Here is a 23,785-nt window from a genome sequence, read left to right on the forward strand (position 1 = left end):
GCTTGATACTGATACGAAAACAGGGTCACCTGAAGGAGCTACGTGTTGAATCAACCCCTCCAGTGGAGGGGATCATTGCTCGTAGAAGAGAACGCTATCCAGAAGATGTTTATTTATTTCAGAGTCATTCTAACCGTGTGAAGTACCATCGTCGGCCGGTCACTATAATTGCTTTCAACGCCGCTTTACGTCGCGCCGCTAGATCATTACCAGACGTTAACGTAAGCAGTAGTAGCGCGAGAAATATACCGGACTAAGCGCCTGTCCAGTAGCGTGTGGCCGATGTGACAGGCGTGGGAGTGAAGACGATTTACAAATATTTGCCAGTACAATACGGCGATAAAAATCCCCTTGAGCAGGCACACTCAAGGGGAAAATACTACATAACATCATTGCTGTGTGCGTCTTTGCGCTCGTCTATCTTCCATGAAGATGCCTAAAGCTTCCAGATATTTCTGGTCTGAGCAGTTAAAACATTGTGTCTGTGGCCTATATGCTCGGAGGGGGTGAAGACGATTTATAAAGATTTCCCGGATAGCATACTGCATGAGGCTGGGTGAGGATTTGGTGTAAAAACCCACCCGGCAGCCGTATATAAGACCTGCCGAGTAGGGTAACTGCAGGTGTTCATGCCGTACAGTCGGGAGGCACTATACCCATAACTCAACACACAAACCAGTCGTCAGCCGTCTCCCAGGCGTCTTTTAGAGTGGTCTCTACAAATTCTTTGGCGATTTCTTTATCAGTCGCCCACAAAACGCTCAGTCCATCATTACTGGCTGTTTTCACGATCACTTCAACGTCGTCATATTGCTTGCTGATTCGACGGGTCATTTCGTCTTTCAAGGCCTCCATTGACCCCTTTGGCATTTTCGCGGCTTTCTCTTTGGCAATGCTGATTTCTACACGCATGATAATCACCTTTGTGCTGGTTGGATATACAGTATTTAGCGAGAGATGATTACTAGTCAAATGGATTGTTTAGGTTTGTGAGTACATAATTAAGTACATACTTTAGGTGAGTATTAATTAATTTTATTTTAAATCAGTTGGTTGTGACTTTGTTCAAGTAATCTTCGGCGTAATCGCCGACCAGCATCAGGATCTTCTTGCTCATTATTTTTACTCGTTGTGGGAGAAAGGTGTCATAGATATAGCCTGGCGATCCGCAGAATGCGACCTCCTCAGGATGCTGAAGACGGTGGCATGCGCATCTTGTAACCGGGTTCATGTTTTTTTGGTAACGGCAACTTTTTCGCCAATGCTAATGTCTGTTACCACAGAAAAGCGTCCTGTTCAGGGGCACACCACGCTGCAGTAAAAACGGCGAGCGCAGCGGCAATATCGTGCCGCAGCAGCTGTGGGATGGCGTAGAAAAGGGGTTTTAATTCTGAGCCTTGAGGCACCCGGCGGCGCGGTGGCGCGAGAGGTTTGTTATCTAAGTCTGGCGCCGGGGACGGATCCGCAAAGCGCACCAGTCCCCCGAGGCGAGACTGATCCTCATCGAAGATCGTATTTTATGGCGATCGACAGCCTGGCCTGATGAATCCAGTGGGCCATGACGTCAGGACAGCGGCGTGGCAAAGCGCGCGCCGCCGCCGAGGATCATCAGGCGCCAAACGCTCCGTCGATGGTGTGCATGGCGCCTGTGACAAACGACGCCTCCGGACCGGCCAGCCAGGCTACCATGCCCGCCACCTCTTCCGGTCGGCCATGGCGCTTAATGGCCATAAAGCTGTGCATCAGCTCTTTCATCGGGTCGTTCTCCGGGTTGGCGTCGGTATCAATTGGGCCGGGCTGGACGACGTTGACCGTGATGCCGCGCGGGCCAAAATCCCGTGCCAGACCGCGCGCCAGCCCCTGCAGGGCTGACTTGCTGAGCGCATAGGCCGCCATTCCCGGCACCGGCATGCGATCGCCATTGACCGAACCGATGACAATAATGCGCCCGCCTTCCGGCATCCGGCGCGCTGCTTCCACGGAGGCATGGTAGGGGGCATGAATATTGATGCGGAACAGGCGATCGATGGCATCGCTGTCCTGCTCCAGGGCATCGCCAAAAATGGCGATCCCGGCATTGACCACTAACACGTCCAGCGGGCCGCTGTCTCGGACCAGGCTTATCACCGCATCGCGATCGGCGCTGTCCGCCTGCACCGCCGTGCTGCCGGTCTCCGCCGCCAGCCGCTCGGCCGCCTCCGGCGAACCGGAATAGCTGAACCTGACCGACGCGCCGTCGGCGACAAAGCGCCTGACGATCGCCGCGCCAATTCCCCGACTTCCACCTAAAACCAGCACTGATTTGTTGTGAAACGCTGTCATATCCCGCACCTCATGATATTGTAGTGATGATTACAATATGCTGCGGCAAAACAGGCAGTCAAGGATTAATATAGTGACCACTACAAAACAAGGGCGTACCCCGGGGCGCCCCCGTCAGTTCAATGCGGAACAGGCTATTGAAAAGGCACAGCGCCTCTTTCACGCGCGAGGCTACGACGCGGTGAGCGTGGCCGATCTGACCCAGGCTTTCGGCATCAACCCCCCAAGCTTTTATGCCGCTTTCGGCAGCAAGCTCGGCCTGTATACCCGCGTCCTGCAGCGCTACAGCCAGACCGGGGCCATCCCCATAGAGACGCTGTTGCAGGACGACCAGCCGGTGGCGGCGTCGCTCATCGCCGTGCTGCAGGAGGCGGCTCGCCGCTATGTAGCCGATCCGGTCGCCGCCGGCTGCCTGGTGCTGGAGGGGGGACATTGTCAGGATGCCGACGCTCGGGTGGCGGCAGGCGAATGGCATGCTGCGGCGAGGGCCAAAATCCAGCAGTATATCGCCCGCCATCACCCGCAGGATGCGCTGCGGGTGACTGACTATATGGATACGCTGATGCTTGGTCTGTCGGCGAAAGCGCGGGAGGGGGATAGCCTCCCGCGTCTTCTGGAGACCGTGCGGCTGGCAGGCGTGGCGCTGGAGCGTATCCTGCCGGCCTGAGTGGTCAGATAGTCTGTCCGCCCGAGACTTCGATCCGCTGGGCGGTTACCCAGCGGTTATCGTCACGCAGCAGGCTGGCGATCATCGGCCCAATATCCTCGGGAACGCCCACCCGTCCCAGCGCCGTCATCGCGGCAAACTGCGCGTTAACCCCCGCGTCGTCCCGCACCAGCCCGCCGCCAAAATCGGTGGCGATAGCCCCGGGGGCGATGGTATTGACGGTGATGCCGCGCCCGCCCAGCTCGCGGGCCATGTACACGCTCAGCATCTCCACGGCCGCTTTGGCCGCAGCGTAGGCGGAGAAGCCAGGATATGAGACGCGAGTCAGTCCGGAAGAGAAGTTAACGATCCGTCCACCGTCAGCCAGCAGCGGTAGCAGGGTTTGAACGAGGAAAAACACCCCCTTGACGTGGACGTTAAACAGCCCGTCGAACTGGGCCTCGCGCGTTTCGGCCAGCGGGGCAAATTCGCCGTGTCCCGCGTTATTGATCAGATGATCGAAGGTGTCCCGTCCCCAGACGCTGGCCAGCGCAGCGCTCAGGCTGTCGGCGAAAGTCGGAAAGCGGGTGGTCTGCGCCATATCCAGCGGCAGGGCGATGGCCTTGCGGCCGAGAGCGTGAATGTCGGCCACCACCGCTTCCGCCTGTTCAATATTGCCGCGGTAGGTGACGATGACGTCCCCGCCCTGGCGGGCGATATCCAGTGCGGTCTGACGGCCAAGGCCGCGGTTGGCGCCGGTGATAAGTGCAATCTTAGTCATGTTCGATCCTCTCCGGTATGTGGAGTCCTTACAATAGGGGGGCCTACCAGACCGGGTTGCCCAATCCTTGTTATTTTTTGCCCATTCCTCTCCATACACTCCCCTCTGGCGGGAAATAGCGCATACTCAGGCTGTAAAATTTGCCTGAAAGGATCTTATGCGCGACGAACTCTTCGCTCTCTGCCGCCGGTATGCCGATGCTCATGTCGATAGCAGCGGGGTGGCGGTCACCCCGGTTTCCGGCATCACCCTGGTGCGGGCCCTGCACCCCGGCGATCTGCAGGCGGCCATCGCCAGGCCGTTAGTGGCTATGCTGCTGCAGGGGCGCAAAAGCGTGACCACCGGCCTGGCAAGCTTTGACTACGGTCCGGGGGAGGCGATGGTGATCGCCGCGGATGTTCCCACCACCAGCCAGATCACCGAGGCCAGTCAGCGCTTTCCCTATTACGCGCTGGTGCTGGAGCTGGACCTGGCTATCCTGCGCGAGCTGCAGGAGGCCGGGCCATCTGGTCCGGATGAGGCGCCCCGCGTCGGTATCGAACCGATGAATGCTGACGTGACGGACGCCGCTTATCGGCTGGCAAGGCTGTTTGATCAACCGGGGGCGCTGGCGGTGTTAGGCGAAGGGCTGCGGCGGGAGCTGCATTACTGGCTGTTGCAGAGTGTTCACGGGCCAGCCATCCGGGCGCTGGGCGCTGTAGACAGCCATTCGGCGCGGATCCGCCGGGCGGTGGCGATGCTGCGCCGGGATTTTATGCAGCCAGTCAGCGTCGACGCGCTGGCCGACGCCGCCGGCATGAGCGTCTCTGTCTTTCACCGTCATTTCCGCGCCATGACCACCTTGTCGCCCCTGCAGTTTCAGAAGCAGTTGCGCCTGATCCACGCCCGCCGCCTGATGCTGGCGGAAGGGATGAGCATTGCGCAGGCGGCCGGCGAGGTGGGCTATATCAGCGTGTCGCAGTTCACCCGGGAATACGCTCGCCTGTACGGTGCGCCGCCGGGCCGCGATCGCCGACGGGAAAAAATGAGCGCCTGACCTGGCGCGCGGGATGGCGGCGGCTCCTCCCTGAGCCGGGTAGCGGTGGTTCAGTTGTCGAGTGTCGCCGTAATATGCACTTTGTTGCCCATTCGCGCCTCAATGATCCGATAGGCGGTTGCGCCCTCGCGGGCGGCCTGCTGGCGAATTTTGCTCTCCGCGTTGTCCAGGGTATCGCCGGTGACGGTGATGGTTCTGGCGTTGACCGCCAGCGGCAGCAGACAACTCAATACGATCAGTGGAAGCAACTTGTTCATCGTCATTCTGTCCTGTGAGAGAAAATCAGCGCGCGGCCTGCAGCCAGCCGGCAATGTCCTGGGTCGGCAGATGGTGGCGGGCATTCCAGGTGTCGCCCATCGGCCACCACACGCCATCCCCCCGGGCGAAGGCAGCGCGATAGCGCAGCATGGCGTTATCCGGGTCCGTCCGCAGCTGGTCCAGCAGGGCGGGCAGGGTGTGAACGGCTTTGCTGAACGTCTGCTGCGTCACGCGCTCCACGGTTTCCGCCAGCTGGCGATAAGAGGTCGTTTCGCCGGCAACAAACACCACCTCGTTGACGATCCGCGGCTGATGCAGATAAATCGCGGTGGTCAGGCGGCCAATATCCGCCGGCGAGGTGACGGTCACCTGGGTGTCCCAGCCGCCAAGGGCGTGAAGGGTTCGGGTGGCTAAATTCACCACATCGAAGTCTGGCTCGAAGAGAAAGCTGGTAAACATGCCGGTGGAGACAATGACCCACTCCGTGGCCTGCTGCGCGCGCAGCAGGGTCCGGACATCATACTGCTCGTCCCACACCGGCTGGCCGCTGCCTTTGCCGACCACATTGTAATTGACGCCAAACTGCCAGGGAAAATAGCGGGGCACTCCGGCGACCAGCACCGCGCGGGTAATTTTTAGCTGCGTCCCCGGACCGGCGACAAACCCCATGCAGTTAATCACGGTGGTGAATCCGCTAAACTGACCAGCCAGCGTCTCCATGTCGCTACCGGCAATGTCGACGGCGAGAAAGGTGGCCCCGGCGTCGGCCAGCGCCCGGTGGTTTGCCGACCGCAGCTGGCCGGCTTCATCCCAGGCCGCCGGCGAGACGATAACCGAGACCGCGCCCTGGCGCTGGATCACCGCAGGTACCAGTGCATCCAGTACGGCGGCGCCCAGTTGTCCCGCTCCTAGCACCAATACCTTTTCCTCGTGGTTAAGATTATCAGATTTCATTTTAACTCCTTTCTCAGTTAAGCCTTGTATTGACTGGCTACAGGCTCAGTGTAGGGGGGTGGGCATCATTCGATAAGAACAGGATTTCGGGTTAGACTGTTCGTCTTAATGGGATAATAATCGCCGGGGGAGAACGAAATGGACAGACTGGATGCCATGCAGTTGTATGTTGCGGTTGTGGATGCCCACAGCTTCGCCCGGGCGGCGGAGGTGCTGGGGCAGCCGCGCTCAACGGTGTCGCGGGTAGTGAAGGAGCTGGAGGCCTGGCTGGGGGCGCAGCTTCTTCAGCGCACCACCCGCAAGCTCAGCGTGACGGCCGAGGGACGCCGGTATTACGCGGAGTGTAAACGGCTGCTGGCCGAGATGGCGGCGATGGAAGCCTCCTTTCCCGGCCGCTCGGCCCAGCCCGCCGGGCGGTTCAAGGTGGGGATGCCGCAATCTCTTGCCCGGCACTGCGTATTGCCAAGGATCGGCGAGTTTCTGCAGCAGTATCCTGACCTGGAGATGATCCTCTGCTCAAGCGACAACGTGGAAGATATTATCCAGGAGGGATTCGACTGCGTGATCCGTAGCGGACAAATCGAAGATTCCACCACCCTGGTGGCGCGTCCTCTGGCCCGCTACCGCTGGATGGTCCTCGCCTCGCCGGCCTGGCTCGCGGCCCACGGCCGGCCGCAGAGCATCGACGATCTGCACCAGCACCGGGCGGTGGGCTACCTGAACCACCGTACCGGGCGGACCATCGACTGGCTTTTCTCCCTCGATGACGGCGATTGCGCGATCCGCATGCAGGAGACGCTGGTGGTCGACGATACCGATGCCTATATCCAGGCCGGCGTTCAGGGGCTGGGCCTGATCCGCGTCGCCAGCTATCTGGCGCAACCTTATCTGCAGAGCGGCGCGCTGGTCGCTTGTCTGGAGCAGGCCGCTTCTGATCTTCCCCTGTCGCTGGTCTATCCGCAAAACCGCTATCTGCCGCCGGCGGTACGCGCATTTTATGACTGGAGCAGACGCGTTCTGCAACCCCCGCTCAGCGAGGCCTGATGTCGGTGGCATTCGCTCCCGCTATGGTCCGCGCATGGCCTGTTTTATCCTCGCTATCAGCCAGTTCAGCGCCGGATCCTGCGCCCGGCGTTTGTGACGCAGTATACACAGGGTAAATTCCGGGTAGGCCACTGGCGGGGCGTCCGCGCGCAGGGCATACTGCGCCTGCCAGCGCTGCGCCAGCCCCTGGGGGACGGTGGCGAAGAGCGGCAGGGTGGTCAGCAGCAGGGGAAAGGTGGAGAAATTCTGCGTGGCAAAGCGCACGCGCCGCGCGAGTCCCTGACTGGCGAGCTGGCGGTCTATTTCCCCGTGGCCGGTTTCGCGATAGGCCACCATCACATGTTCCCAGGCGACGAAATCGCCCACCGACAACGGCCCGCGGCAGGGGATCTGCTGCGGCGACCAGAGAGTGGTCACCCCCATGGTCATCACCGGTTCACTGACGATCTCCCCGCGGCTCTGTTTGTTGAGGGATACCGCGACATCAATGCGATCCTCCTCCAACAGCTGGCGTACCTGGAAGGGGTCGGCGGCTAGTGTCTGGAGCGACACTCCGGGCGCCTCCTGCATCAGTCCGGGTAACAGCTGGGGCATCAGCCAGTGTTCGCTCCAGTCGCTGAGGCCGACGCGGAAAAGCTGCTGGGCGCTGGCGGGGGAAAACTCCCCGGCGCCAAACATTGCCGAATGCAGGTGTTCCATCAGCGGCTGCAGCTCGGTCATCAGCGCTTGCGCCCGCGGCGTCGGCAGCATGCCTCTGGCGCTGCGCACGAACAGTGGATCGTCAAACATCTCGCGCAGCCGTTTCAGCGCCCCGCTGATGGCCGGCTGGCCAAGATGCAGCGCCTCTGCGGTGCGGGTGACGCTGGCTTCGCGGTACAGCACCATCAAGACCGTCAACAGATTCAGATCGATACGACTAAAATCATTTTCAATGATTTTCTTCATTATGATAATCAATTTGAATGTGGGTTATCCCGGCAGCATAGTGAATATCACCCCGATAAATCAACCAGCGCAATGCGCGCGGAGGGAGTGATGCAAGCTTACCAGACAGGCGACAGCCTGATATTCAAAGTTCCGGAGCGCGAGATTAGCCTGCAGCCGGCGGCGCTCTATCCCGCAGCGTTCCCTGCGACGGAGGCGGACGCCGATAATCAGCCAATCGCGCTGTCGATCCACAGCTGGGTGGTACAGACTCCCCACGATCTGATTGTTATCGATACCGCCACCGGCAACGGTCGGGAGCGCGGCGGCAATCCGCTCTATCATCAACTTAACACGCCGTATCTGGAGAATCTCCGCGCCGCGGGAGTGAACCCGGAGGACGTGACCCTGGTGCTACTGACCCACCTGCATACCGACCATGTCGGATGGAATACCGTCTGGCAGGACGATCGCTGGGTGCCGCTGTTCCCCAACGCCCGCTACCTGTGCTCGGCAAAAGAGCTGACGCGGGTGAAAAACAGCGAACGCTACCGGGCGCTGTGGCTCGACAGCCTGCTGCCGGTGATCGAAGCCGGCCTGCTGGAAACCGTCGATGTGGCGGCCCGGCCGCGGGTCGGCGGGCGGATCGCCTTTGTGCCCACCCCCGGCCACAGTCCGGACCATGCCGCGCTGATCCTCGCCGCCGGAGATGATTACGCCTGTTTCTCCGGCGATCTTCTTCATTCCCCGCGCCAGTTTACCCATCCGCACTGGAACTCGGCGTTCTGCGGCGATCCCCGGCAGGCGGAAGCCTCCCGACGGGAGATGATGGCGTGGGGAGCCAGCCATCATGCTCAATGGTTCACCGGGCATTTTGCCGGATCCTCCTGCGGCTGGCTGGAGGAGGATAAGCAAGGTGACTATCGCTGGCGAGAGGCCGGGCAACAAGCTGCAGATAAGGGGAAACAGTGATGAATAATACGCAAAGCGTGTTGGTTTTTGGCGCCACCGGTCAGCAGGGCGGCTCGGTGGCGCGGGCGCTGCTGCACCGCGGCTGGCGGGTTCGGGCGCTGGTCAGGGATCCTTTCTCCGCCGGGGCCGTCGCGCTGGCGGCACGGGGAGCCGAGCTGGTGGTGGGCACCTTTGAAGACCGGGCGGCAATGCGATCGGCAATGGCCGGGGTCGACGGCGTCTTCAGCGTCCAGCCCAGTTCGCCGGGAGGGACGGTGACCGATGAGCAGGAGGTACGCTACGGGATAACCATCGCCGACCTCGCCGTCGAGTGCGGGGTGAAGCATCTGGTGTACAGCTCCGGCAGCGCGGCGGGGGAGACGCCCACCGGCGTAGCGCATTATGACACCAAAGCGGAAATTGAACGGCATATCCGCCGCCTGCCGCTGGCGGCGACCATCGTGCGTCCCGCCACCTTTATGGAGCTGTTGGTGATGCCCGGTTTTGGCCTTGATGAAGGTCATTTTCACTTTTTTATGCTGCCGGAGGGGAGGATGCAGGTGCTGGCGGTGGAGGATATCGGCCATCTAGTCGCGGCAGTTTTTGCCGCGCCAGCGCGGTTTGCCGGCAAGACGTTTGAGATCGCCAGCGACAGCGTGACCGGCCGTCAACTGGAGGCGTTATTCTCCGCGGCGGCGGGACGGCCGATCCCCTATTCGCGATTTTCCGATGAGGTGCTGGCCGCCAGCCCTTTTCTGCACAAGCTGACCGGGCTGGTGGACGACGGGCGGCTGGCCGGGCACGCCGACCTCGACGCCATGCGCCAGCTGCATCCGCAGCTGCACACCTTCGCCGGCTGGCTGGCGGGCCCCGGCCGTCCCGCCTTTGAGCGGGCGCTGACCAGCGGGGCCAGCTGGGCGTTTAATCGTTAAAGGCGATACCTCCTCTGCGCCGGCGTCTCGGTGTTTGGCCCGGCGTGACGACCTGCGCAGGGAGGGCCTACAGGTCGTTAAGACAACTCACGAGGAGTCCGAGTGGAAAATTTTAAGCGGTTTTCACGCACAACGATAGGTAAAAGCGAACATCCGGAATTTTCAGCCGCTTACAATGGAGGAAACACTCTGGGATCGCCTGAATAATGACAATTTACCGATGGGCTTCGGCCTGCCTGTTAAGCATGACCTGCGCCGCTACGGCGGCGGAATTTAAAACCATCGAGGCCGATCTGCTGGCCTCCAACCGGCTGTTCTGTATGACCGGCTATGACCATAAGCCGATCGGCGTGGCGTGGGAGAGCGTCAAATCCAGCCGCTATCAGCCGCAGTCGGATGGCGACCGTATTTTCAGCGACACCGTCTCCCGGCGCTTTCTGGAAGAGGAGAATAAGACCGCCTTTTACAATGGCGCCAAATATCGCGTACTGGGTAAACCCGCCAGCGCCTGCTATGACTATTCCGCCGCGCGTATTCAACGCATGGCGGGCTACCTGAAGGTGTAACGACTCTGCGAGGCGGGCGCTAAAACAGCGCCAGCCGGGCGAGACGGTCCAGCGCGTTGCTCAGCGCGTCGTCCCCAGCCGTCAGACTGATGCGGATAAACCCTTCGCCCCCTTCGCCAAAACCAGTGCCTGGCGCCACCAGAATATGCGCCTCCTGCAGCAGCAGGCGGGCAAACTCTTGTGAACGGTACCCGGGCGGCACGCTCAGCCAGAGGAAGAACGTGCCTTGTGCGGTACGAACCGGCCAGCGCAGCGCGGCCAGTCGACGCAGAACCCACTCCCGGCGCTGATGATACGCCTCCGTCAGCTGCGCAATCCGTTCTGCCGGCAAGCTGAGCGCGGCGATCGCCGCATCCTGAATCGCGCCAAACACCGTGCTGTAGCTGTGGGTGTGCAGCTTTTTAAATGCCCGAATAATCGAGGCGTTGCCGACCGCGAAGCCGAAGCGCCAGCCGGCCATATTAAAGGTCTTGGAGAAGGTGTAGGTTTCCACTCCCCACGCCTTCGCGCCGGGCTGAGAGAAAAGGCTCAGCGGCGCGTCACTGGCCGCGCTGCCGATGGCCGCATAGGCAAAATCGTGCAGGATCGGCACCTGGTGACGGTGGGCAAACTGCAGGGCGCTGGCGAACAGCGCCGGCGTGGCGAGGGCGCCGGTGGGGTTATGCGGATAGTTAAGCACCACCAGCCCGGCCTTGGCAGCCACCTCCCGGGGGAGGTCGTTAAAATCCGGCAGGAAATGGTTCTCAGCCCTGAGCGGCAGGCCATAAAACGTCGCCTGGGACTGCAGCGCCGCTGAGCGATAAATGGGATAGCAGGGATCGGTGGAGATGAGGTATTGCCCGGGACGGAGCAGCGCCCGCGGGATGCCGCCAATACCGATATGCGAGCCCTGAAATACCGCGACTTCGCTGTGCGGATCGAATTCCACATCATACTGGCGGCGATAAAAATGGGCGATCGCTTCGCGGACCTGCGGCTTGCCCCAGAATGAGGGGTAGCCATGGTTTTCACGACGATGAATGGCGCTCTGCAGCGCGTCAATCACTTCCGGCGGGGTGGGTTGATCCGGACTGCCGCTGGAGAGGTCGATCAACGGCAGCATGTCGGTGTTGACCTCCGCGGCCAGGTTTTCCAGCAGGCTGAACAGATTCTCTTCCAGGGCGTCCACCAGCGGTGAAGCAGCAAAATCAGGCATAATTTTCCCGGTTTACGTCATCAATAATCTGCCATCTTTAAGGGATTTATGGCGCCTGGCTAAATAACAATATCTGCAAAGGATGATTATTTTTAGGATATGTCGGGATAGCAAAAGGTTATGAGGAATAAGCAAAAGGAAATCCGGCGTTCTGGCTTACAACCCTCTTGCGGCTGTGATTTAATCGCTCAATATCGCCAACCTTCCAGGAAAATACCTTATGAACAAGTCAGTTGCGCTCGGGATGACGCTCGCCCTGTTATCCGCTACCTCTTTTTACGCCACCGCAGATCAAATTATTCGTATCGGCTTCAATCCCGGGCCGTATAAAGAGCAATTTGAAAAAGGGGTCGCCCCCTATTTATTGAGTAAAGGGTATAAAATCGAATATAAAGATTTTAGCGACGGTATTCAGGTCAATGACGCGGTAGCCCGCGGCGATATCGAAGCGAATATTATGCAGCATCCGGTATACCTGAAAGCGATCAATGAGCGGCTGGGGACCGATAACGTGGGCATTGTGCAGGTACCCACACCGCCGATGGGCCTGTATGGCGGCAAACTGACCACCCTGGGCACCCCGGCAGCCGGCACGGTGGTGTCGGTGCCAAACCAGCCGTCGAACGAATATCGCGCGGTGCTGGTGCTGGAAAGTCTGGGCTGGGTGAAGATTAAACCGGACAGCGATCCCGCCACCTTTTCCCAGCGCAATATCGTTGCTAACCCCTATAAAATCGTGCTTAAGGAGATGGACAATGCCCAGCAGGTTCGCGCGCTGCCGGACGTCGACTATGGCCTGATTCAGGGCAATTTCGCCGTCTCCAGCGGCATGGCGCTCACCTCAGCATTAAAGCTGGAGGCCGCCACCAGCCATTTTATTAACGTCGTAACCGTTGCCGGTAAAAATCAGAAGGCGCAGTTTGCCAAAGATATTATCGACGGCTATCACTCTGCCGATTTCAAAAAATATATTCTCAGCCATCCGCAGTATGATGGTTACCTGCTGCCTGATTATTTAAAATGAATAACGCAATGATAGAATTTCGCCATGTCAGTAAAACCTTTTCCAGAAAAGGGCATCCGGTTCTGGCCCTGCAGGATATTAATCTCAGTATCGACCGGGGCGATATTTTCGGCATTATTGGCTACAGCGGCGCAGGAAAAAGCACCTTATTGCGGCTGATTAATCGGCTGGAAACGCCGGGCGAGGGCGAGGTGGTGTTGAATGGTGAGCCGCTACAGGACTGCAGCGGCCAGCGACTGCAGGCGATCAAAAAAGATATCGGCATGATCTTTCAGAATTTTAATCTGCTGAATTCGAAAACGGTATTTCATAACATCGCTATCCCGCTTATTTTGCAGGGCCGCGACAAGGCCTTTATCCAGGCGCGGGTTGCGGAGCTGCTGGCGTTTGTCGACCTGAGCGACAAAATGCACAGCTACCCTAATGAGCTGTCGGGAGGGCAAAAGCAGCGGGTCGGTATCGCCAGGGCGCTGGCCACCAACCCGTCGGTGCTGCTGTGCGATGAAGCCACCTCGGCGCTCGACCCCCACACCACGGTACAGATCTTACTGCTGCTGCAGGAGATTAATCGCCGCTATGGCATCACCATTGTGCTGATTACTCATGAAATGTCAGTGATCCAGAAAATCTGTCACAAGGTGGCGGTGATGCAGGCCGGGCGCATTGTTGAGCAGGGGACGGTGTTCGATCTCTTTGCCCAGCCGCAGCATCCGGTCACCGCCAGTTTCGTGCAGTCGGTGGTGCACGATCGCCTGCCGCAGCGGGTGGCGTCGCTCCTGCAGCGCGATAACGGCGCCCGGGCTTTACGCCTCGAATTTATCGGCGCGACGGCCCGGCAGCCGATCATTAACCACCTGATCCGCGAGTATGCTGTCGAGGTGAATATCCTGTTTGCCAGCATGTCCGAAGTTCAGGGCCGGATACTGGGATTTATGATTGTGCAACTCCTCGGCGAGCCTGACGAAACCGAACGCGCTATCACCCATCTGGCCGACGCAGGAGTGAAAATCACCCATGTTTGATCTGATTGATACCGCCATTACCGGCGAGCAGTTTCTGCTGGCGCTGCATGATACCCTGATTATGGTCGCCATCTCACTGGGCTTTGGCGCGCTGATCGGCGTCCCGCTGGGAATTGTGCTGGTGGTTTGTCGTCCCGGCGGCATCGTGGCCAACCCGGTGGTGCATCAGGCGCTGAATCCGCTGATTAACGTGCTGCGCTCGCTGCCGTTTATCATTTTGCTGATTGTGATCCTGCCCTTCACCAGGCTGCTGGTGGGCACGACTATCGGCACCGCGGGGGCCATCGTGCCGCTGATCGTTTTTGTCGCCCCCTATATTGCCCGGCTGGTGGAGAGCTCGCTGCTGGAAGTGGATGAGGGGATCCTTGAGGCCGCAGACGCCATGGGCGCTACCCCTCTGCAGACCGTCTGGCACTTTATGCTGCCGGAGGCGGCGGCGTCGCTGATTCTGGCCCTTACCACCGCGACCATCGGTCTGCTTGGCGCGACCGCCATGGCGGGAACGGTGGGCGGCGGCGGGATCGGCGATCTGGCGATCACCTACGGCTATCAGCGCTTCGACGCCTTTGCCACCCTCACCACCGCCCTGGTGCTGATTGTTATTGTCCAGCTTATTCAGACGCTGGGTACCCGCCTGGCTCGCCGGCTGCGTCGCGAATAACCGCTAATCCGCGCCGGGGTTGCCCCGGCTAGCGTGCGCAGACCGCGGCGAAGGCGCTGGCTACCCGCGCAATATTGCCGTGGTTGAGCCCGGCCACACAGACCCGACCGCTGGCGATCAGATAGATGCCGTGCACTTCGCGCAGAACGTCTACCTGATCGGCGCTAAAGCCGGTGTAACTGAACATGCCGCGCTGGGTCAGCAGATAGGAAAAATCCTCCGCCGGCAGGGCTGTCTGCAGGGATTTCACCAGCGCGACGCGCATGGCGCTGATGCGGGTGCGCATGGCCTCCACTTCTTCCTGCCACAGGGCATTCAGCTCGGGATCGTTGAGCACCTGCGACACCACCTGGGCGCCAAACCCCGGCGGGCTGGAGTAGTTGCGGCGCACGGTGGCTTTCAACTGGCCCAGCACGCGCCCGGCGGCATCGGCATTGTCACAGACCACCGACAGGCCGCCGACACGCTCGCCGTACAGCGAAAAAATCTTCGAGAACGAGTTACTAACCAGCGCCGTCAGCCCGGCGCTGGCGATGGCGCGGATGGCATAGGCATCTTCATCCAGCCCACGGCCAAAGCCCTGGTAGGCAATATCGAGGAACGGGATCAGCTCCCGGGCGATCAACACTTCAATCACCCGATCCCACTGCTCGGGTGTGAGATCGGCCCCCGTCGGATTATGGCAGCAAGGATGGAGCAGCACGATGCTGCGCGACGGGAGCTGCTGGAGGGCGGCAAGCATGGCGGGGAAATTGACCCCGCGAGTGGCGCTGTCGAACCAGGGATAGGTATGCACCTCGAAGCCCGCCCCGGCAAAGATGGCCACATGGTTCTCCCAGGTCGGATCGCTGACCCAGACCGCGGAGTCGGGGAAGTAGCGCTTGAGAAAATCCGCGCCCACCTTCAGCGCGCCGGAGCCGCCCAGCGTCTGGATGGTGGCGATGCGTCCGGCACGCAACGCCGGATGATGTTCGCCAAACAGCAGCGTCTGGACCGCGCGGCGATAGGGCGCCAGTCCCTCCATCGGCAGATAGAGGCTGGCCTTTTGCAACTGGCTCTGTAGCCGGTCAGCGGCCTGGCGGACCGCCTCCAGCTGAGGGATGATGGCCTGCTCGTTATAGTACAGCCCGATGCTGAGGTTAACTTTGTCTGCCCGGGGATCCTGTTGAAAGGCTTCCATCAGCGACAGGATAGGATCGCCCGCGTAGGCGTCGACGTTCTGGAACACAGTGGTTACTCCTGAAATGACCGTTAAAGGTGAAGCCATTACACCGCATAGCGTCCGGGGCGGTGGTTCATGGCGATAATCGAATTCAAAATCACGGCGCCGAGGACAGAGACCAGCAGCATCGGCAGGCTAACCACCCACAGGGAGGCGGTGACGATGCAGGCGTCCACTACCATCTGGAATTTACCGGCGCGGATGCCGCTTTTATCCTGCAGATAGAGGGCCAGAATATTGACGCCGCCGAGGCTCGCTTTATGGCGGAACAGCACCACAAAGCCGATACCGACCATGATGTTGCCGAAGAGGGTGGCGTAATAGGGGTTCAGGCGATCGACATGGATAAAGTAGCCGTGCAGGTCGGAGAACAGCGACACCAGTCCGACCGCGCAGAAGGTTTTCAGCGTGAAGGCGGCGCCCATCCGCCGGACGGAGAGCCAGTAGAAGGGCAGATTAATGGCGAAGAAAACCACGCCGAACGGCAGGTGGGTGGCGTAGTGGATCAGAAAGGCCATGCCTGCCGTCCCGCCGGTCAGGGCACCGGCCTGACGAAACAGGATAATACCAAAGGAGATCATTAGCGTGCCGAACAGCAGCGCCAGGGCATCCTCCAGCCAGGTGTGGGTCAGTTTTTCAGGGGAAAGGACGTTATCCATAAATAAGCACTATCTTTTCGTTAACAAGGATAAGCGCTTGTTTGCAAAAATCGCACCAGCGGAGAGTGCCCGGGCGATCGTTTGCGGAAAAAACAGCCGTGGTAAAGCCTAACCTGTTGTTCTGACAGGAAGAGAAGATTGCACGTGTCGTGCGTTTTATGGTTGCCTAATGCGTGAATTGTGCGAATTTGCCGCTTGTCGCGCATTGTCTGGCCCCGCGTCTGCACCAGCGCAGGGCACTGTGCCCCGGTTCAGCGCAGCGGGGGCGTGCCCGGCATCAGCTGGCCGTTCTCTTTCAGGCGGTTGAGCACAACGGCAGTTTTCAGATGGGCCACCCCTTTGTTTTGCGCCAGAATATGGCTGATCAAATGGCTCAGACCGGGCAGGTCCGGGACCGTTACCCGCAGCAGATAATCGGCGTCGCCGGTGGTTTTCCAGGCGTCCAGAATGGCGTCCACTTCACTGAGCATCTGATGAAAGCTCTCCACGCATTGCGGGGTGTGATTCAGCAGACGCACCTCAATCAGGCCAAGCATCTCCTGCCCGGCGGCATCCGGCGCCAGACGCGCATGGTAGCCGAGGATAAGCTGCGCCTGTTCAAGGGCGATACGGCGGCGCGAACACTGGGAAGCGGACAGTCCGATAAGCTCGCTCAGTTCCTGATTGGTTAAACGGCCATTGGCCTGCAGCAGGGTAAGAATTTTCAGATCATAGTCGTCGATGTTGTACATAGTGGCCACTAGCGGAACGTAAAAGTGGCTAACAGCCTAACAGTTTTTTGCCTGGCGTGAAGCCTGGGCGGACGGCGGCAAAGCGGATGCACCAAAACGGGTCAGGTTCATGCATTAAGTCGCTCTTTTTCTCATGATCTGTGCGTAATCTGCCCAGTTTTCGCGTGTGATGCGCCAGGTCAGCGCCGCGATGAGCAGCTACCGGAAATGATGTGAAAACAATAATTCAATATAATTCAATGAATTACTTTTTGTCTGCCGCTGCGCGGCGATCCGCTGGCCTGAAAGTTGCTACCGGCGAAAGTGACTTTTTACAGACAGGGGCAGGTCAGAGATGACAACGCAGCAAGAGCATCAGTTAAAACGCGGGTTAAAAAACCGCCACATCCAGTTGATTGCCCTCGGGGGGGCGGTCGGCACTGGACTGTTTTTAGGTATTGCGCAAACGATCCGTATGGCAGGCCCTTCGGTCCTGCTGGGGTACGCCATCGCCGGGGTTATCGCCTTCTTTATCATGCGTCAGCTAGGCGAAATGGTGGTAGAGGAGCCGGTGGCGGGTTCGTTCAGCCATTTCGCCAACCGCTACTGGGGGCCCTTCGCCGGGTTTATGTCAGGCTGGAATTACTGGGTGTTGTACGTGCTGGTAAGCATGGCGGAGCTGACGGCGGTGGGGATCTATATTCAGTACTGGTGGCCGGAGGTACCCACCTGGCTGTCGGCGGCGATCTTCTTCGTGGCGATCAACGCCATCAACCTGACGCACGTCAAAGTGTATGGCGAGCTGGAGTTCTGGTTCTCGATTGTCAAAGTGGCCGCCATCATCAGCATGATCGCCTTTGGCTGCTATCTGTTATTTAGCGGTCACGGCGGCCCGGCGGCGACGGTGGCCAACCTATGGCAGGACGGGGGATTTTTCCCTAACGGCATCACGGGCTTGGTGATGGCTATGGCGGTGATCATGTTCTCCTTCGGCGGGCTTGAGCTGGTGGGGATCACCGCGGCGGAAGCCGATGAGCCGCATAAAACCATTCCCAAAGCCACCAACCAGGTGATCTACCGGATTCTGCTGTTTTACGTGGGGTCGCTGGCGGTCCTGCTGTCACTCTACCCGTGGCGGAACGTCGTGGAAGGGGGAAGCCCTTTTGTGCTGATCTTTCACGCCATTGACAGCAATATTGTGGCCAACGCCCTCAATCTGGTGGTGCTCACCGCCGCGCTGTCGGTCTACAACAGCTGCGTCTACTGCAACAGCCGGATGCTGTTCGGCCTGGCTCAGCAGGGCAACGCCCCGCGTGCGCTGCTGCGAGTGAACCACCGCGGGATCCCATTGACCGCCCTGGCGGTATCCGCCGTCGCCACGGCGCTTTGCGTGGTGATTAACTATGTGATGCCCGGGAAAGCCTTTGCCCTGCTGATGGCCCTGGTGGTGGCCGCCCTGGTCATCAACTGGGCGATGATCTGCATCACTCATCTTAAGTTCCGCCGCGCGATGCAGCGGGCCGGGAAGGTAACGGCTTTCCAGAGTTTCGCCTATCCCCTGACAAACTGGCTGTGTCTGCTGTTTCTCGCCGGGATCCTCGGAGTGATGTATCTGACCCCGGACATCCGCATCTCCGTCTGCCTGATCCCGGTATGGCTGCTGATCCTTGCCGCAGGCTATCTGCTGCGCAGGAAAAGCGCGCTGGAGCCGGTGGCGGCGCTGGAGGAGCGTTAATCTGCGATGCCCTGCGTGGCGGCAGGGCGATATTGTTGCGCTGAAAACATATAGCGCCAATATATAGGATGGTTTATATAATTACGATAAATGATAACTAACAATATCACGCTGAATATAAATGAGAATGTGAGGTGACCGCGCGCTTTTTATTGATCTTGCGTACCGCTTTGCTACTATCCAGCCGGCATTGAGTCTTTATTTTATAATGCCTGGAAATGGAATGGTAAAATACATAATGGAGTAGGGTATGAAGCATGTGCACAAGCTGGCCTGGATTGGCCTGTTCGTCAATATTATTATCTGTTTTGTCGCGCGTAATTTATTACTCGATGAAGGACAACTGAATTTCCATAGTCGGGTGGACAGCATGTGGTCCTGGCTGGTTCTTGCCCTGTTTATCGCCGTGGTGGTTCAGGCGCTCAGCATTATGCTGTCTGGCCGCTATCCTTATATGGCCATTGTGCTGGCCTTTATTGGCGGTATCGTGATGATACCCATCAGCATGATCTTTCTGGTCGGCAGCCTGTTCAGCTTTCAAACGCGGATTAACGCCGGTTTTACCCCGTGGCGGTCAACAACCGGGGCGATGAGCCGCGACGATAATCACCAGCTATTAACCTTTAATGCATCCGCTTTTTATCCGCAGGGAGCGCTGGCGCTCATCGCCGGGATAATTATCTTAATGATTGGCATGGGTATTGGCGGCGTATTTATTGCCGCCGGTATTCTGGCGTTGTGCAACGGCTATCGTCTGCAGAATCGGGTGGTGATTGGCGTCAGCGGCGAGTCGATGATATTTACGCCGGGTCTCTATGCCGACACCTACATTATTCCTTTGCGCGATGTAGTTCTCGCTGAGCGCGGCAGTCATGATGCGAAAGTCCGGCTGCTCATCCCGTCGACAGGCAGAAGTATCACCTTGCGCAAAAAAATGCTCGCCGGCGATAACGTCAGCGACACCTTCGCTGCGATCCTTGCAAAACTGACCACCGTTTAGCGCCGGCAGGAAGAAAAGCCGCCAGCGACAACGAGGGCCCTGGCGGCGGAAGGGGAAACATCAACGGCAGGCGCGTCGGCCTGGCCTTTGGTATACAGCAACAGGCTGCCTGTTAATCCACGTTAGTAAAATAATCGCGCGCGGCGGTCTCGACGCGCTTCGCGTCCAGCCCGGTCTTCTCAGTGATCTGCTCGATAAACGGTTTAAATTTTTCGTCCATCACGTTCCCTCCTTCCCAGTGGGCGACGTAAAATTTGCACTGATAGCGATAAAAATGGAGAGTGGTATCTCCTAACGTGTAGTACATGAGCTTCTCCTGTCCGGTATTGCGGTCACCGCGTCCACAGCGTCAGCAACCTTTTTCTCATCACGATCGATCTGTTCTCTATCCTCCTCCCAATTGGCTGAAATTTCCAGCGGTGCTTTACGCAAAAAGGCAGGATAAAGAAAGGATAATCTGCTGACAGGCAGTGATTATTTCTGGAGTCAGGGCGGTGACCCGGTTACCTGCGGGCCGCGCAGATAACCGGAGTAGCGACAGGCTTAGCGCAGCGCGTTGCGCTCGTCGGCGGTCAGGTCGAGGGTTTGCGCCACGCCGCTTTCCGCGGAACGCACCGCCGCTTCCAGAACGGCCATTACCGCCAGCGCTTCAACCGGCGGCACCGGATTGGCGATCTGGCCCTTCAGCGCGTCGCGGATCTGCATATAGTACTGGCGCTGATCGCCCGACGGGGTTGGCTGAGTTTGGGCCTGCAGCGAGGCGTCATAGATCACCAGCTTGTCATCATCCTGACCCCAGCCGGCGCTTCCCGGTACCACACCCGCCAGCAGCTGGCTCTCCTGCTGGTCGGCCCGCGCTTTGACAACGCTGCCTTTATCGCCATGCACCGTGAAGCGCGAGGAGCCCCCCGCGACCAGCATGCTGCAGTGGAGGATCGCTTTATGCGCCGGGTAGTTTAACACCACGTGCGCCCAGTCGTTGATCTCTGCGCCGTCGCGCAGGGTGGCAATGTTGCCCTGTACCGACTGCGGCAGACCAAACAGCTGCAGCGCCTGATCGATCAGGTGCGGGCCCAAATCGAACCATAAGCCGCTGCCGGGAACGTTCTGCTCGCGCCAGCGGACGCGGACTTCCGGGCGGAAACGGTCGAAATGGGACTCAAAATGTTTCACCGTGCCGATGGCGCCCTGCTCAATAACCTGACGGATCCCGAGATAGTCGCTGTCCCAGCGGCGGTTATGGAAGACGGAGAGCAGGCGCTGTTTCTCCTGCGCCAGGGCGATCAGCTCCCGGGCCTCCTGCATATCAAGGGTAAAGGGTTTGTCCACCACCACATGCTTGCCGGCGTTCAGCGCCAGGCGGGCCAGCGGCGCGTGCGTGGCGTTGGGGGAGGCGATGACCACCAGATCGACATCCGGATGCTGGACCGCCGCTTCAGGGGAGGCGATCACCGTGACGTCCGGCAGGTCGCGTTTGACTTTCTCTTCATCGCGCGAGGCGACGAAGGCCAGGTTCAGGCCCGGCACCGAACGGATAAGCGGCGCGTGGAAGGTCTTACCGACGAAGCCATAGCCAATCAGGGCGATATTTATCGTGTTGTTACTCATCAGGTTCTCCGCGTTGTTAAGCGTCAGCAATATGTACAGAGAGGGCAGGGTCATCCCCCAGCTCAGGCCAGGGACGATCGAGGAAAAGATGGTCTATGTCGCTGAGACCGGCCACCAGCCAGGGTTCGCAATGGTTGACTTTGGTATGGTCCGCCACCAGCCAGTGTTCCGCGCTGGCGGCGAGCATGGCGCGTTTTACGTCGGCATCGGCCTCCTGGCTGGCGCTCAGGCCCAGTTCGGCATGCAACGCGCAGGCGCCGAGAATCGCGATATCGGCGCGGTAGCGCGACACCAGCGACAGCGTGGCGCTGCCGGCGAACAGCCGCTGCTCACTGTCCCACTGGCCGCCAAGCAGGATGAGCTGGATATCGGCGCGGTCGCTAAACAGCTGGGCGATATCCAGCGACGCGGTGATCACGGTCATGGGGCCTTTCAACTGGGTAGCGACGGCCAGCAGGGTACTCCCGGCGTCAAGAAACAGCGTCGAGCCGGAGGGGATGCGCGCGGCGACCTGCTGGCCGAGACGCTGCTTGGTTCCGGGGAGCAGGGCGTTTCTTCCCTGGCGCGTCATCGCCGGGACGTTAAGCGCGATGGCGCCGCCGTGGCTTTTCTGCAGTACGCCCTGGTTTTCCAGCTCGCTGAGATCCCGGCGTATGGTATCGGCCGACACCTGCAGCGCATCAACCAGTTCGCTGATGCTCAGCTGACCGGTTTCACTCAGCCGGTCGAGGATGTGTTTTTGTCGGGCGAGCTTGTGCATAACGAGAGACTCCGCAAGTTGACGCAATAAGCGGCATAATACAGCATAAAGTCGCAAAATAAACCGCAAAAAGTCGCACTGAGGCGCGCAAAACCTGAAGAACTTGATTTCACTACACTTTAACGTTAAATGAGGAAGGTGGGCGCGGCCCGGGGGAAAGCGCTTTTTAATGAAGCGATTAGCCCCTTTCACCGGGCAATAAACAGCGAAAAAGCGCGCTTTCGCGTACCTTATACAGAGTGCGTGCAATGTGACAGGCATGGATTAACGGAGGTTGAGTGGACGCGATTAAAGGCTCGGAGTTGCAGATACCGGACGCGATCTTCGCGTGGGTGCTCGACGGGCAGGGGGGCGTGAAGCCGCTCGCCGATAACGATATTATCGACAAAGAGAAGCCCTGCTGGCTGCATCTCAACTATACCCATAGCGACAGCGCCGACTGGCTGGCGGCCACCCCGCTACTGCCCAATAACGTGCGCGATGCCCTGGCGGGCGAGAGCACCCGACCGCGGGTAACGCGGATCGGCGACGGGGCGCTGATCACCCTGCGCTGCATCAACGGCAGCACCGATGAACGCCCAGACCAGCTGGTGGCGATGCGTCTCTATATGGATGAGCGGCTGATCGTCTCCACTCGTCAGCGCAAAGTGCTGGCGCTTGACGATGTGCTGGGCGACCTGAAGGAGGGCAATGGGCCGACGGACTGCGGCAGCTGGCTGGTGGAAGTCTGCGACGCGCTGACCGATCATGCCAGTGAGTTTATTGAACAACTGCACGACCGAATAATCGACCTCGAAGACGACCTGCTCGATCAGCAGGTGCCGCCGCGCGGTTTCCTTGCCCTGCTGCGTAAACAGCTGATCGTGATGCGCCGATATATGGCGCCGCAGCGCGATGTTTACGCCCGGCTGGCCAGCGAGCGCCTGCCGTGGATGAGCGACGATCAGCGGCGGCGGATGCAGGATATCGCCGAGCGGCTGGGGCGCGGGCTGGATGAGATCGACAGCTGCATCGCCCGCACGGCGATCATGAGCGATGAGATCGCCCAGATTATGCAGGAGTCGCTGGCGCGGCGGACCTATACGATGTCCTTGATGGCGATGGTGTTTCTGCCCAGCACCTTTTTAACCGGCCTGTTCGGCGTCAACCTCGGCGGGATCCCTGGCAACAGCTGGCATCTGGGGTTTAGCCTCTTCTGCCTGATGTTAGTCGTTGTCATCGGTGGTGTTGCATGGTGGTTACATCGCAGTAAATGGTTGTAAAGAATCGCCTTTTAGCAGCGACGATGCCGGGAAAACCCGGCAATATTTGAGCGAAATCAATAAACCCTCTACCCATTCAGGGCAATATCTCTCTCGCAGGTGAATGCAACGTCAAGCGATGGGCGTTGCGCTCCATATTGTCTTACTTCCTTTTTTGAATTACTGCATAGCACAATTGATTCGTACGACGCCGACTTTGTTGAGTCGGCTTTTTTTTTGCGCTCTCCTGACCAGCTTCTACGCTTACTAAGACACCCGACGGTCTTCAGGCCGTTTACGCCTGCGGGTACGCCCGTATCACTTTCCGGGAGGCCACTATGCATTACGCTTCAGGGCTGACAGCCCAGTCTATCCCCATCTCGCCCGAGCCGAACGATCCGGTTCCTTTACCCGATCCACGACCGCGTCCGCAGCCGCAGCCCGATCCGCCGCCTGATGAAGAGCCGATTAAATTGTCGCATCAGGCGCGGAGATCTGCGAGGATACGCGCCTGCAGATCGTCTGTCCTTTAAT

At 59.3% G+C, this 23,785-nt stretch carries 25 protein-coding genes and 2 pseudogenes; 14 read left to right on the forward strand and 13 right to left on the reverse strand.

Translation table 11 applies throughout. The features are described 5' to 3' along the window. Positions 1-257, forward strand: a pseudogene (locus ACQUTI_RS00005) (hypothetical protein); the annotation flags it as partial. Between the two features lie 406 nt (positions 258-663). On the opposite strand, the gene ACQUTI_RS00010 reads toward ACQUTI_RS00005, so the two are convergent. Together ACQUTI_RS00010 and bdcA are read right to left on the reverse strand one after the other, a co-directional pair. After that, positions 664-912, reverse strand: a complete 249-nt coding sequence (locus ACQUTI_RS00010) for a DinI-like family protein (RefSeq protein ID WP_019705237.1) — start codon at positions 910-912, stop codon at positions 664-666. Between the two features lie 696 nt (positions 913-1,608). Continuing rightward, positions 1,609-2,322, reverse strand: coding sequence for an SDR family oxidoreductase (gene bdcA, locus ACQUTI_RS00015; protein ID WP_428923157.1), 714 nt, complete (start codon positions 2,320-2,322; stop codon positions 1,609-1,611). A gap of 73 nt (positions 2,323-2,395) precedes the next feature. On the opposite strand from bdcA, the gene ACQUTI_RS00020 reads away from it, so the two are divergent. Next, positions 2,396-2,989 carry a TetR/AcrR family transcriptional regulator gene (locus ACQUTI_RS00020; RefSeq protein WP_135712245.1) on the forward strand — a complete coding sequence of 198 codons (594 nt, stop codon included), beginning with the start codon at positions 2,396-2,398 and terminating at the stop codon, positions 2,987-2,989. Positions 2,990-2,993: 4 nt separating this feature from the next. On the opposite strand, the gene ACQUTI_RS00025 is transcribed toward ACQUTI_RS00020, so the two are convergent. Beyond that, positions 2,994-3,749: an SDR family NAD(P)-dependent oxidoreductase gene (locus ACQUTI_RS00025; RefSeq protein ID WP_043522098.1), complete on the reverse strand. Its 756-nt coding sequence runs from the start codon at positions 3,747-3,749 to the stop codon at positions 2,994-2,996. Between the two features lie 157 nt (positions 3,750-3,906). Here ACQUTI_RS00025 and ACQUTI_RS00030 point away from each other — a divergent pair, with 157 nt between their 5' ends. Beyond that, the gene (locus ACQUTI_RS00030) at positions 3,907-4,785 is read left to right on the forward strand and encodes an AraC family transcriptional regulator (RefSeq protein ID WP_065697063.1); all 879 of its coding nucleotides are present in this window, start codon (positions 3,907-3,909) and stop codon (positions 4,783-4,785) included. Between the two features lie 50 nt (positions 4,786-4,835). Here the strand turns inward: ACQUTI_RS00030 and ACQUTI_RS00035 are convergent, their stop codons facing one another. Together ACQUTI_RS00035 and ACQUTI_RS00040 are read right to left on the reverse strand one after the other, a co-directional pair. Next, on the reverse strand, positions 4,836-5,042 hold the full coding sequence (locus ACQUTI_RS00035) for a DUF1471 domain-containing protein (protein WP_048294621.1): 207 nt from the start codon (positions 5,040-5,042) through the stop codon (positions 4,836-4,838). Positions 5,043-5,067: 25 nt separating this feature from the next. After that, positions 5,068-5,997, reverse strand: a complete 930-nt coding sequence (locus ACQUTI_RS00040; RefSeq protein WP_428923158.1) for an aromatic alcohol reductase — start codon at positions 5,995-5,997, stop codon at positions 5,068-5,070. Between the two features lie 138 nt (positions 5,998-6,135). On the opposite strand from ACQUTI_RS00040, the gene ACQUTI_RS00045 reads away from it, so the two are divergent. Then, a complete protein-coding gene (locus tag ACQUTI_RS00045; protein WP_048294624.1) occupies positions 6,136-7,041 on the forward strand; it encodes a LysR family transcriptional regulator in 906 nt (301 codons plus the stop codon). Between the two features lie 21 nt (positions 7,042-7,062). Here the strand turns inward: ACQUTI_RS00045 and ACQUTI_RS00050 are convergent, their stop codons facing one another. Beyond that, entirely contained in the window at positions 7,063-7,986 is a 924-nt protein-coding gene (locus ACQUTI_RS00050) for a LysR family transcriptional regulator (protein ID WP_032455910.1), read from the reverse strand. A gap of 87 nt (positions 7,987-8,073) precedes the next feature. Here ACQUTI_RS00050 and ACQUTI_RS00055 point away from each other — a divergent pair. From ACQUTI_RS00055 to ACQUTI_RS00065, 3 genes and pseudogenes are all read left to right on the forward strand, one after another. Further along, positions 8,074-8,944: pseudogene (locus ACQUTI_RS00055) on the forward strand (MBL fold metallo-hydrolase). Next, complete coding sequence (locus tag ACQUTI_RS00060; protein WP_117131627.1) at positions 8,937-9,848, forward strand: NmrA/HSCARG family protein; 912 nt, start codon at positions 8,937-8,939, stop codon at positions 9,846-9,848. The pseudogene ACQUTI_RS00055 and the gene ACQUTI_RS00060 overlap by 8 nt, the downstream one beginning before the upstream one ends. A 206-nt stretch (positions 9,849-10,054) precedes the next feature. Continuing rightward, positions 10,055-10,414, forward strand: coding sequence for a hypothetical protein (locus ACQUTI_RS00065; RefSeq protein ID WP_023318077.1), 360 nt, complete (start codon positions 10,055-10,057; stop codon positions 10,412-10,414). A 19-nt stretch (positions 10,415-10,433) separates the two neighbouring features. Here ACQUTI_RS00065 and ACQUTI_RS00070 read toward each other — a convergent pair whose 3' ends face one another. Continuing rightward, positions 10,434-11,609 (reverse strand): aminotransferase class I/II-fold pyridoxal phosphate-dependent enzyme, encoded by a 1,176-nt coding sequence (locus ACQUTI_RS00070; protein ID WP_017898758.1) that lies wholly within the window; start codon positions 11,607-11,609, stop codon positions 10,434-10,436. 220 nt (positions 11,610-11,829) lie between these two features. On the opposite strand from ACQUTI_RS00070, the gene ACQUTI_RS00075 reads away from it, so the two are divergent. Genes ACQUTI_RS00075 through ACQUTI_RS00085 form a run of 3 tightly spaced genes read left to right on the forward strand, consistent with a single transcriptional unit; the run spans position 11,830 to position 14,316 of the window. Continuing rightward, on the forward strand, positions 11,830-12,633 hold the full coding sequence (locus tag ACQUTI_RS00075) for a MetQ/NlpA family ABC transporter substrate-binding protein (protein WP_004203972.1): 804 nt from the start codon (positions 11,830-11,832) through the stop codon (positions 12,631-12,633). A gap of 8 nt (positions 12,634-12,641) precedes the next feature. Then, positions 12,642-13,655 (forward strand): methionine ABC transporter ATP-binding protein, encoded by a 1,014-nt coding sequence (locus ACQUTI_RS00080; RefSeq protein WP_004203973.1) that lies wholly within the window; start codon positions 12,642-12,644, stop codon positions 13,653-13,655. Next, a complete protein-coding gene (locus tag ACQUTI_RS00085) occupies positions 13,648-14,316 on the forward strand; it encodes a methionine ABC transporter permease (RefSeq protein ID WP_004203975.1) in 669 nt (222 codons plus the stop codon). Before ACQUTI_RS00080 ends, ACQUTI_RS00085 begins: the two co-directional genes overlap by 8 nt. Positions 14,317-14,344: 28 nt before the next feature. On the opposite strand, the gene ACQUTI_RS00090 is transcribed toward ACQUTI_RS00085, so the two are convergent. The 3 genes from ACQUTI_RS00090 to ACQUTI_RS00100 form a co-directional block, all read right to left on the reverse strand. Then, a complete protein-coding gene (locus ACQUTI_RS00090; protein ID WP_064183121.1) occupies positions 14,345-15,544 on the reverse strand; it encodes an amino acid aminotransferase in 1,200 nt (399 codons plus the stop codon). 38 nt (positions 15,545-15,582) lie between these two features. After that, positions 15,583-16,197, reverse strand: coding sequence for a YitT family protein (locus ACQUTI_RS00095; RefSeq protein WP_004176405.1), 615 nt, complete (start codon positions 16,195-16,197; stop codon positions 15,583-15,585). Between the two features lie 251 nt (positions 16,198-16,448). After that, a complete protein-coding gene (locus ACQUTI_RS00100; RefSeq protein ID WP_023318081.1) occupies positions 16,449-16,928 on the reverse strand; it encodes an Lrp/AsnC family transcriptional regulator in 480 nt (159 codons plus the stop codon). Positions 16,929-17,262: 334 nt separating this feature from the next. On the opposite strand from ACQUTI_RS00100, the gene ACQUTI_RS00105 reads away from it, so the two are divergent. Both ACQUTI_RS00105 and ACQUTI_RS00110 read left to right on the forward strand, forming a co-directional pair. Beyond that, positions 17,263-18,642, forward strand: coding sequence for an amino acid permease (locus ACQUTI_RS00105; protein ID WP_004203977.1), 1,380 nt, complete (start codon positions 17,263-17,265; stop codon positions 18,640-18,642). Between the two features lie 250 nt (positions 18,643-18,892). Continuing rightward, a complete protein-coding gene (locus ACQUTI_RS00110) occupies positions 18,893-19,642 on the forward strand; it encodes a hypothetical protein (protein ID WP_004203979.1) in 750 nt (249 codons plus the stop codon). A 112-nt stretch (positions 19,643-19,754) separates the two neighbouring features. Here the strand turns inward: ACQUTI_RS00110 and ACQUTI_RS00115 are convergent, their stop codons facing one another. From ACQUTI_RS00115 to ACQUTI_RS00125, 3 genes are all read right to left on the reverse strand, one after another. Beyond that, on the reverse strand, positions 19,755-19,949 hold the full coding sequence (locus ACQUTI_RS00115) for a hypothetical protein (protein ID WP_004203980.1): 195 nt from the start codon (positions 19,947-19,949) through the stop codon (positions 19,755-19,757). Between the two features lie 236 nt (positions 19,950-20,185). Then, positions 20,186-21,304, reverse strand: coding sequence for an oxidoreductase (locus tag ACQUTI_RS00120; RefSeq protein ID WP_053810501.1), 1,119 nt, complete (start codon positions 21,302-21,304; stop codon positions 20,186-20,188). Beyond that, positions 21,267-22,010: a DeoR/GlpR family DNA-binding transcription regulator gene (locus ACQUTI_RS00125; RefSeq protein ID WP_064187303.1), complete on the reverse strand. Its 744-nt coding sequence runs from the start codon at positions 22,008-22,010 to the stop codon at positions 21,267-21,269. The genes ACQUTI_RS00120 and ACQUTI_RS00125 overlap by 38 nt, the downstream gene beginning before the upstream one ends. Before the next feature lie 278 nt (positions 22,011-22,288). Between ACQUTI_RS00125 and zntB the strand changes: the two genes are divergently transcribed. Both zntB and ACQUTI_RS00135 read left to right on the forward strand, forming a co-directional pair. Then, positions 22,289-23,272: a zinc transporter ZntB gene (gene zntB, locus ACQUTI_RS00130; RefSeq protein WP_004203984.1), complete on the forward strand. Its 984-nt coding sequence runs from the start codon at positions 22,289-22,291 to the stop codon at positions 23,270-23,272. A gap of 335 nt (positions 23,273-23,607) precedes the next feature. Beyond that, entirely contained in the window at positions 23,608-23,784 is a 177-nt protein-coding gene (locus ACQUTI_RS00135; RefSeq protein ID WP_369707506.1) for a hypothetical protein, read from the forward strand. The last annotated feature ends 1 nt before the right edge of the window (position 23,785 follow it).

Origin of the sequence: Klebsiella sp. 7-CIP_Kleb. (assembly GCF_050378655.1) — a bacterium.
Taxonomy (GTDB): domain Bacteria; phylum Pseudomonadota; class Gammaproteobacteria; order Enterobacterales; family Enterobacteriaceae; genus Klebsiella; species Klebsiella quasipneumoniae.

Bases quoted from the DNA above. Each gene is read 5' to 3' on its own strand.
- ACQUTI_RS00010 (WP_019705237.1), bottom strand. From the start codon at position 912: ATGCGTGTAGAAATCAGCATTGCCAAAGAGAAAGCCGCGAAAATGCCA.
- bdcA (WP_428923157.1), bottom strand. From the start codon at position 2,322: ATGACAGCGTTTCACAACAAATCAGTGCTGGTTTTAGGTGGAAGTCGG.
- ACQUTI_RS00025 (WP_043522098.1), bottom strand. From the start codon at position 3,749: ATGACTAAGATTGCACTTATCACCGGCGCCAACCGCGGCCTTGGCCGT.
- ACQUTI_RS00030 (WP_065697063.1), top strand. From the start codon at position 3,907: ATGCGCGACGAACTCTTCGCTCTCTGCCGCCGGTATGCCGATGCTCAT.
- ACQUTI_RS00035 (WP_048294621.1), bottom strand. From the start codon at position 5,042: ATGAACAAGTTGCTTCCACTGATCGTATTGAGTTGTCTGCTGCCGCTG.
- ACQUTI_RS00040 (WP_428923158.1), bottom strand. From the start codon at position 5,997: ATGAAATCTGATAATCTTAACCACGAGGAAAAGGTATTGGTGCTAGGA.
- ACQUTI_RS00045 (WP_048294624.1), top strand. From the start codon at position 6,136: ATGGACAGACTGGATGCCATGCAGTTGTATGTTGCGGTTGTGGATGCC.
- ACQUTI_RS00050 (WP_032455910.1), bottom strand. From the start codon at position 7,986: ATGAAGAAAATCATTGAAAATGATTTTAGTCGTATCGATCTGAATCTG.
- ACQUTI_RS00060 (WP_117131627.1), top strand. From the start codon at position 8,937: ATGAATAATACGCAAAGCGTGTTGGTTTTTGGCGCCACCGGTCAGCAG.
- ACQUTI_RS00065 (WP_023318077.1), top strand. From the start codon at position 10,055: ATGACAATTTACCGATGGGCTTCGGCCTGCCTGTTAAGCATGACCTGC.
- ACQUTI_RS00070 (WP_017898758.1), bottom strand. From the start codon at position 11,609: ATGCCTGATTTTGCTGCTTCACCGCTGGTGGACGCCCTGGAAGAGAAT.
- ACQUTI_RS00075 (WP_004203972.1), top strand. From the start codon at position 11,830: ATGAACAAGTCAGTTGCGCTCGGGATGACGCTCGCCCTGTTATCCGCT.
- ACQUTI_RS00080 (WP_004203973.1), top strand. From the start codon at position 12,642: ATGATAGAATTTCGCCATGTCAGTAAAACCTTTTCCAGAAAAGGGCAT.
- ACQUTI_RS00085 (WP_004203975.1), top strand. From the start codon at position 13,648: ATGTTTGATCTGATTGATACCGCCATTACCGGCGAGCAGTTTCTGCTG.
- ACQUTI_RS00095 (WP_004176405.1), bottom strand. From the start codon at position 16,197: ATGGATAACGTCCTTTCCCCTGAAAAACTGACCCACACCTGGCTGGAG.
- ACQUTI_RS00100 (WP_023318081.1), bottom strand. From the start codon at position 16,928: ATGTACAACATCGACGACTATGATCTGAAAATTCTTACCCTGCTGCAG.
- ACQUTI_RS00105 (WP_004203977.1), top strand. From the start codon at position 17,263: ATGACAACGCAGCAAGAGCATCAGTTAAAACGCGGGTTAAAAAACCGC.
- ACQUTI_RS00110 (WP_004203979.1), top strand. From the start codon at position 18,893: ATGAAGCATGTGCACAAGCTGGCCTGGATTGGCCTGTTCGTCAATATT.
- ACQUTI_RS00115 (WP_004203980.1), bottom strand. From the start codon at position 19,949: ATGTACTACACGTTAGGAGATACCACTCTCCATTTTTATCGCTATCAG.
- ACQUTI_RS00120 (WP_053810501.1), bottom strand. From the start codon at position 21,304: ATGACCCTGCCCTCTCTGTACATATTGCTGACGCTTAACAACGCGGAG.
- ACQUTI_RS00125 (WP_064187303.1), bottom strand. From the start codon at position 22,010: ATGCACAAGCTCGCCCGACAAAAACACATCCTCGACCGGCTGAGTGAA.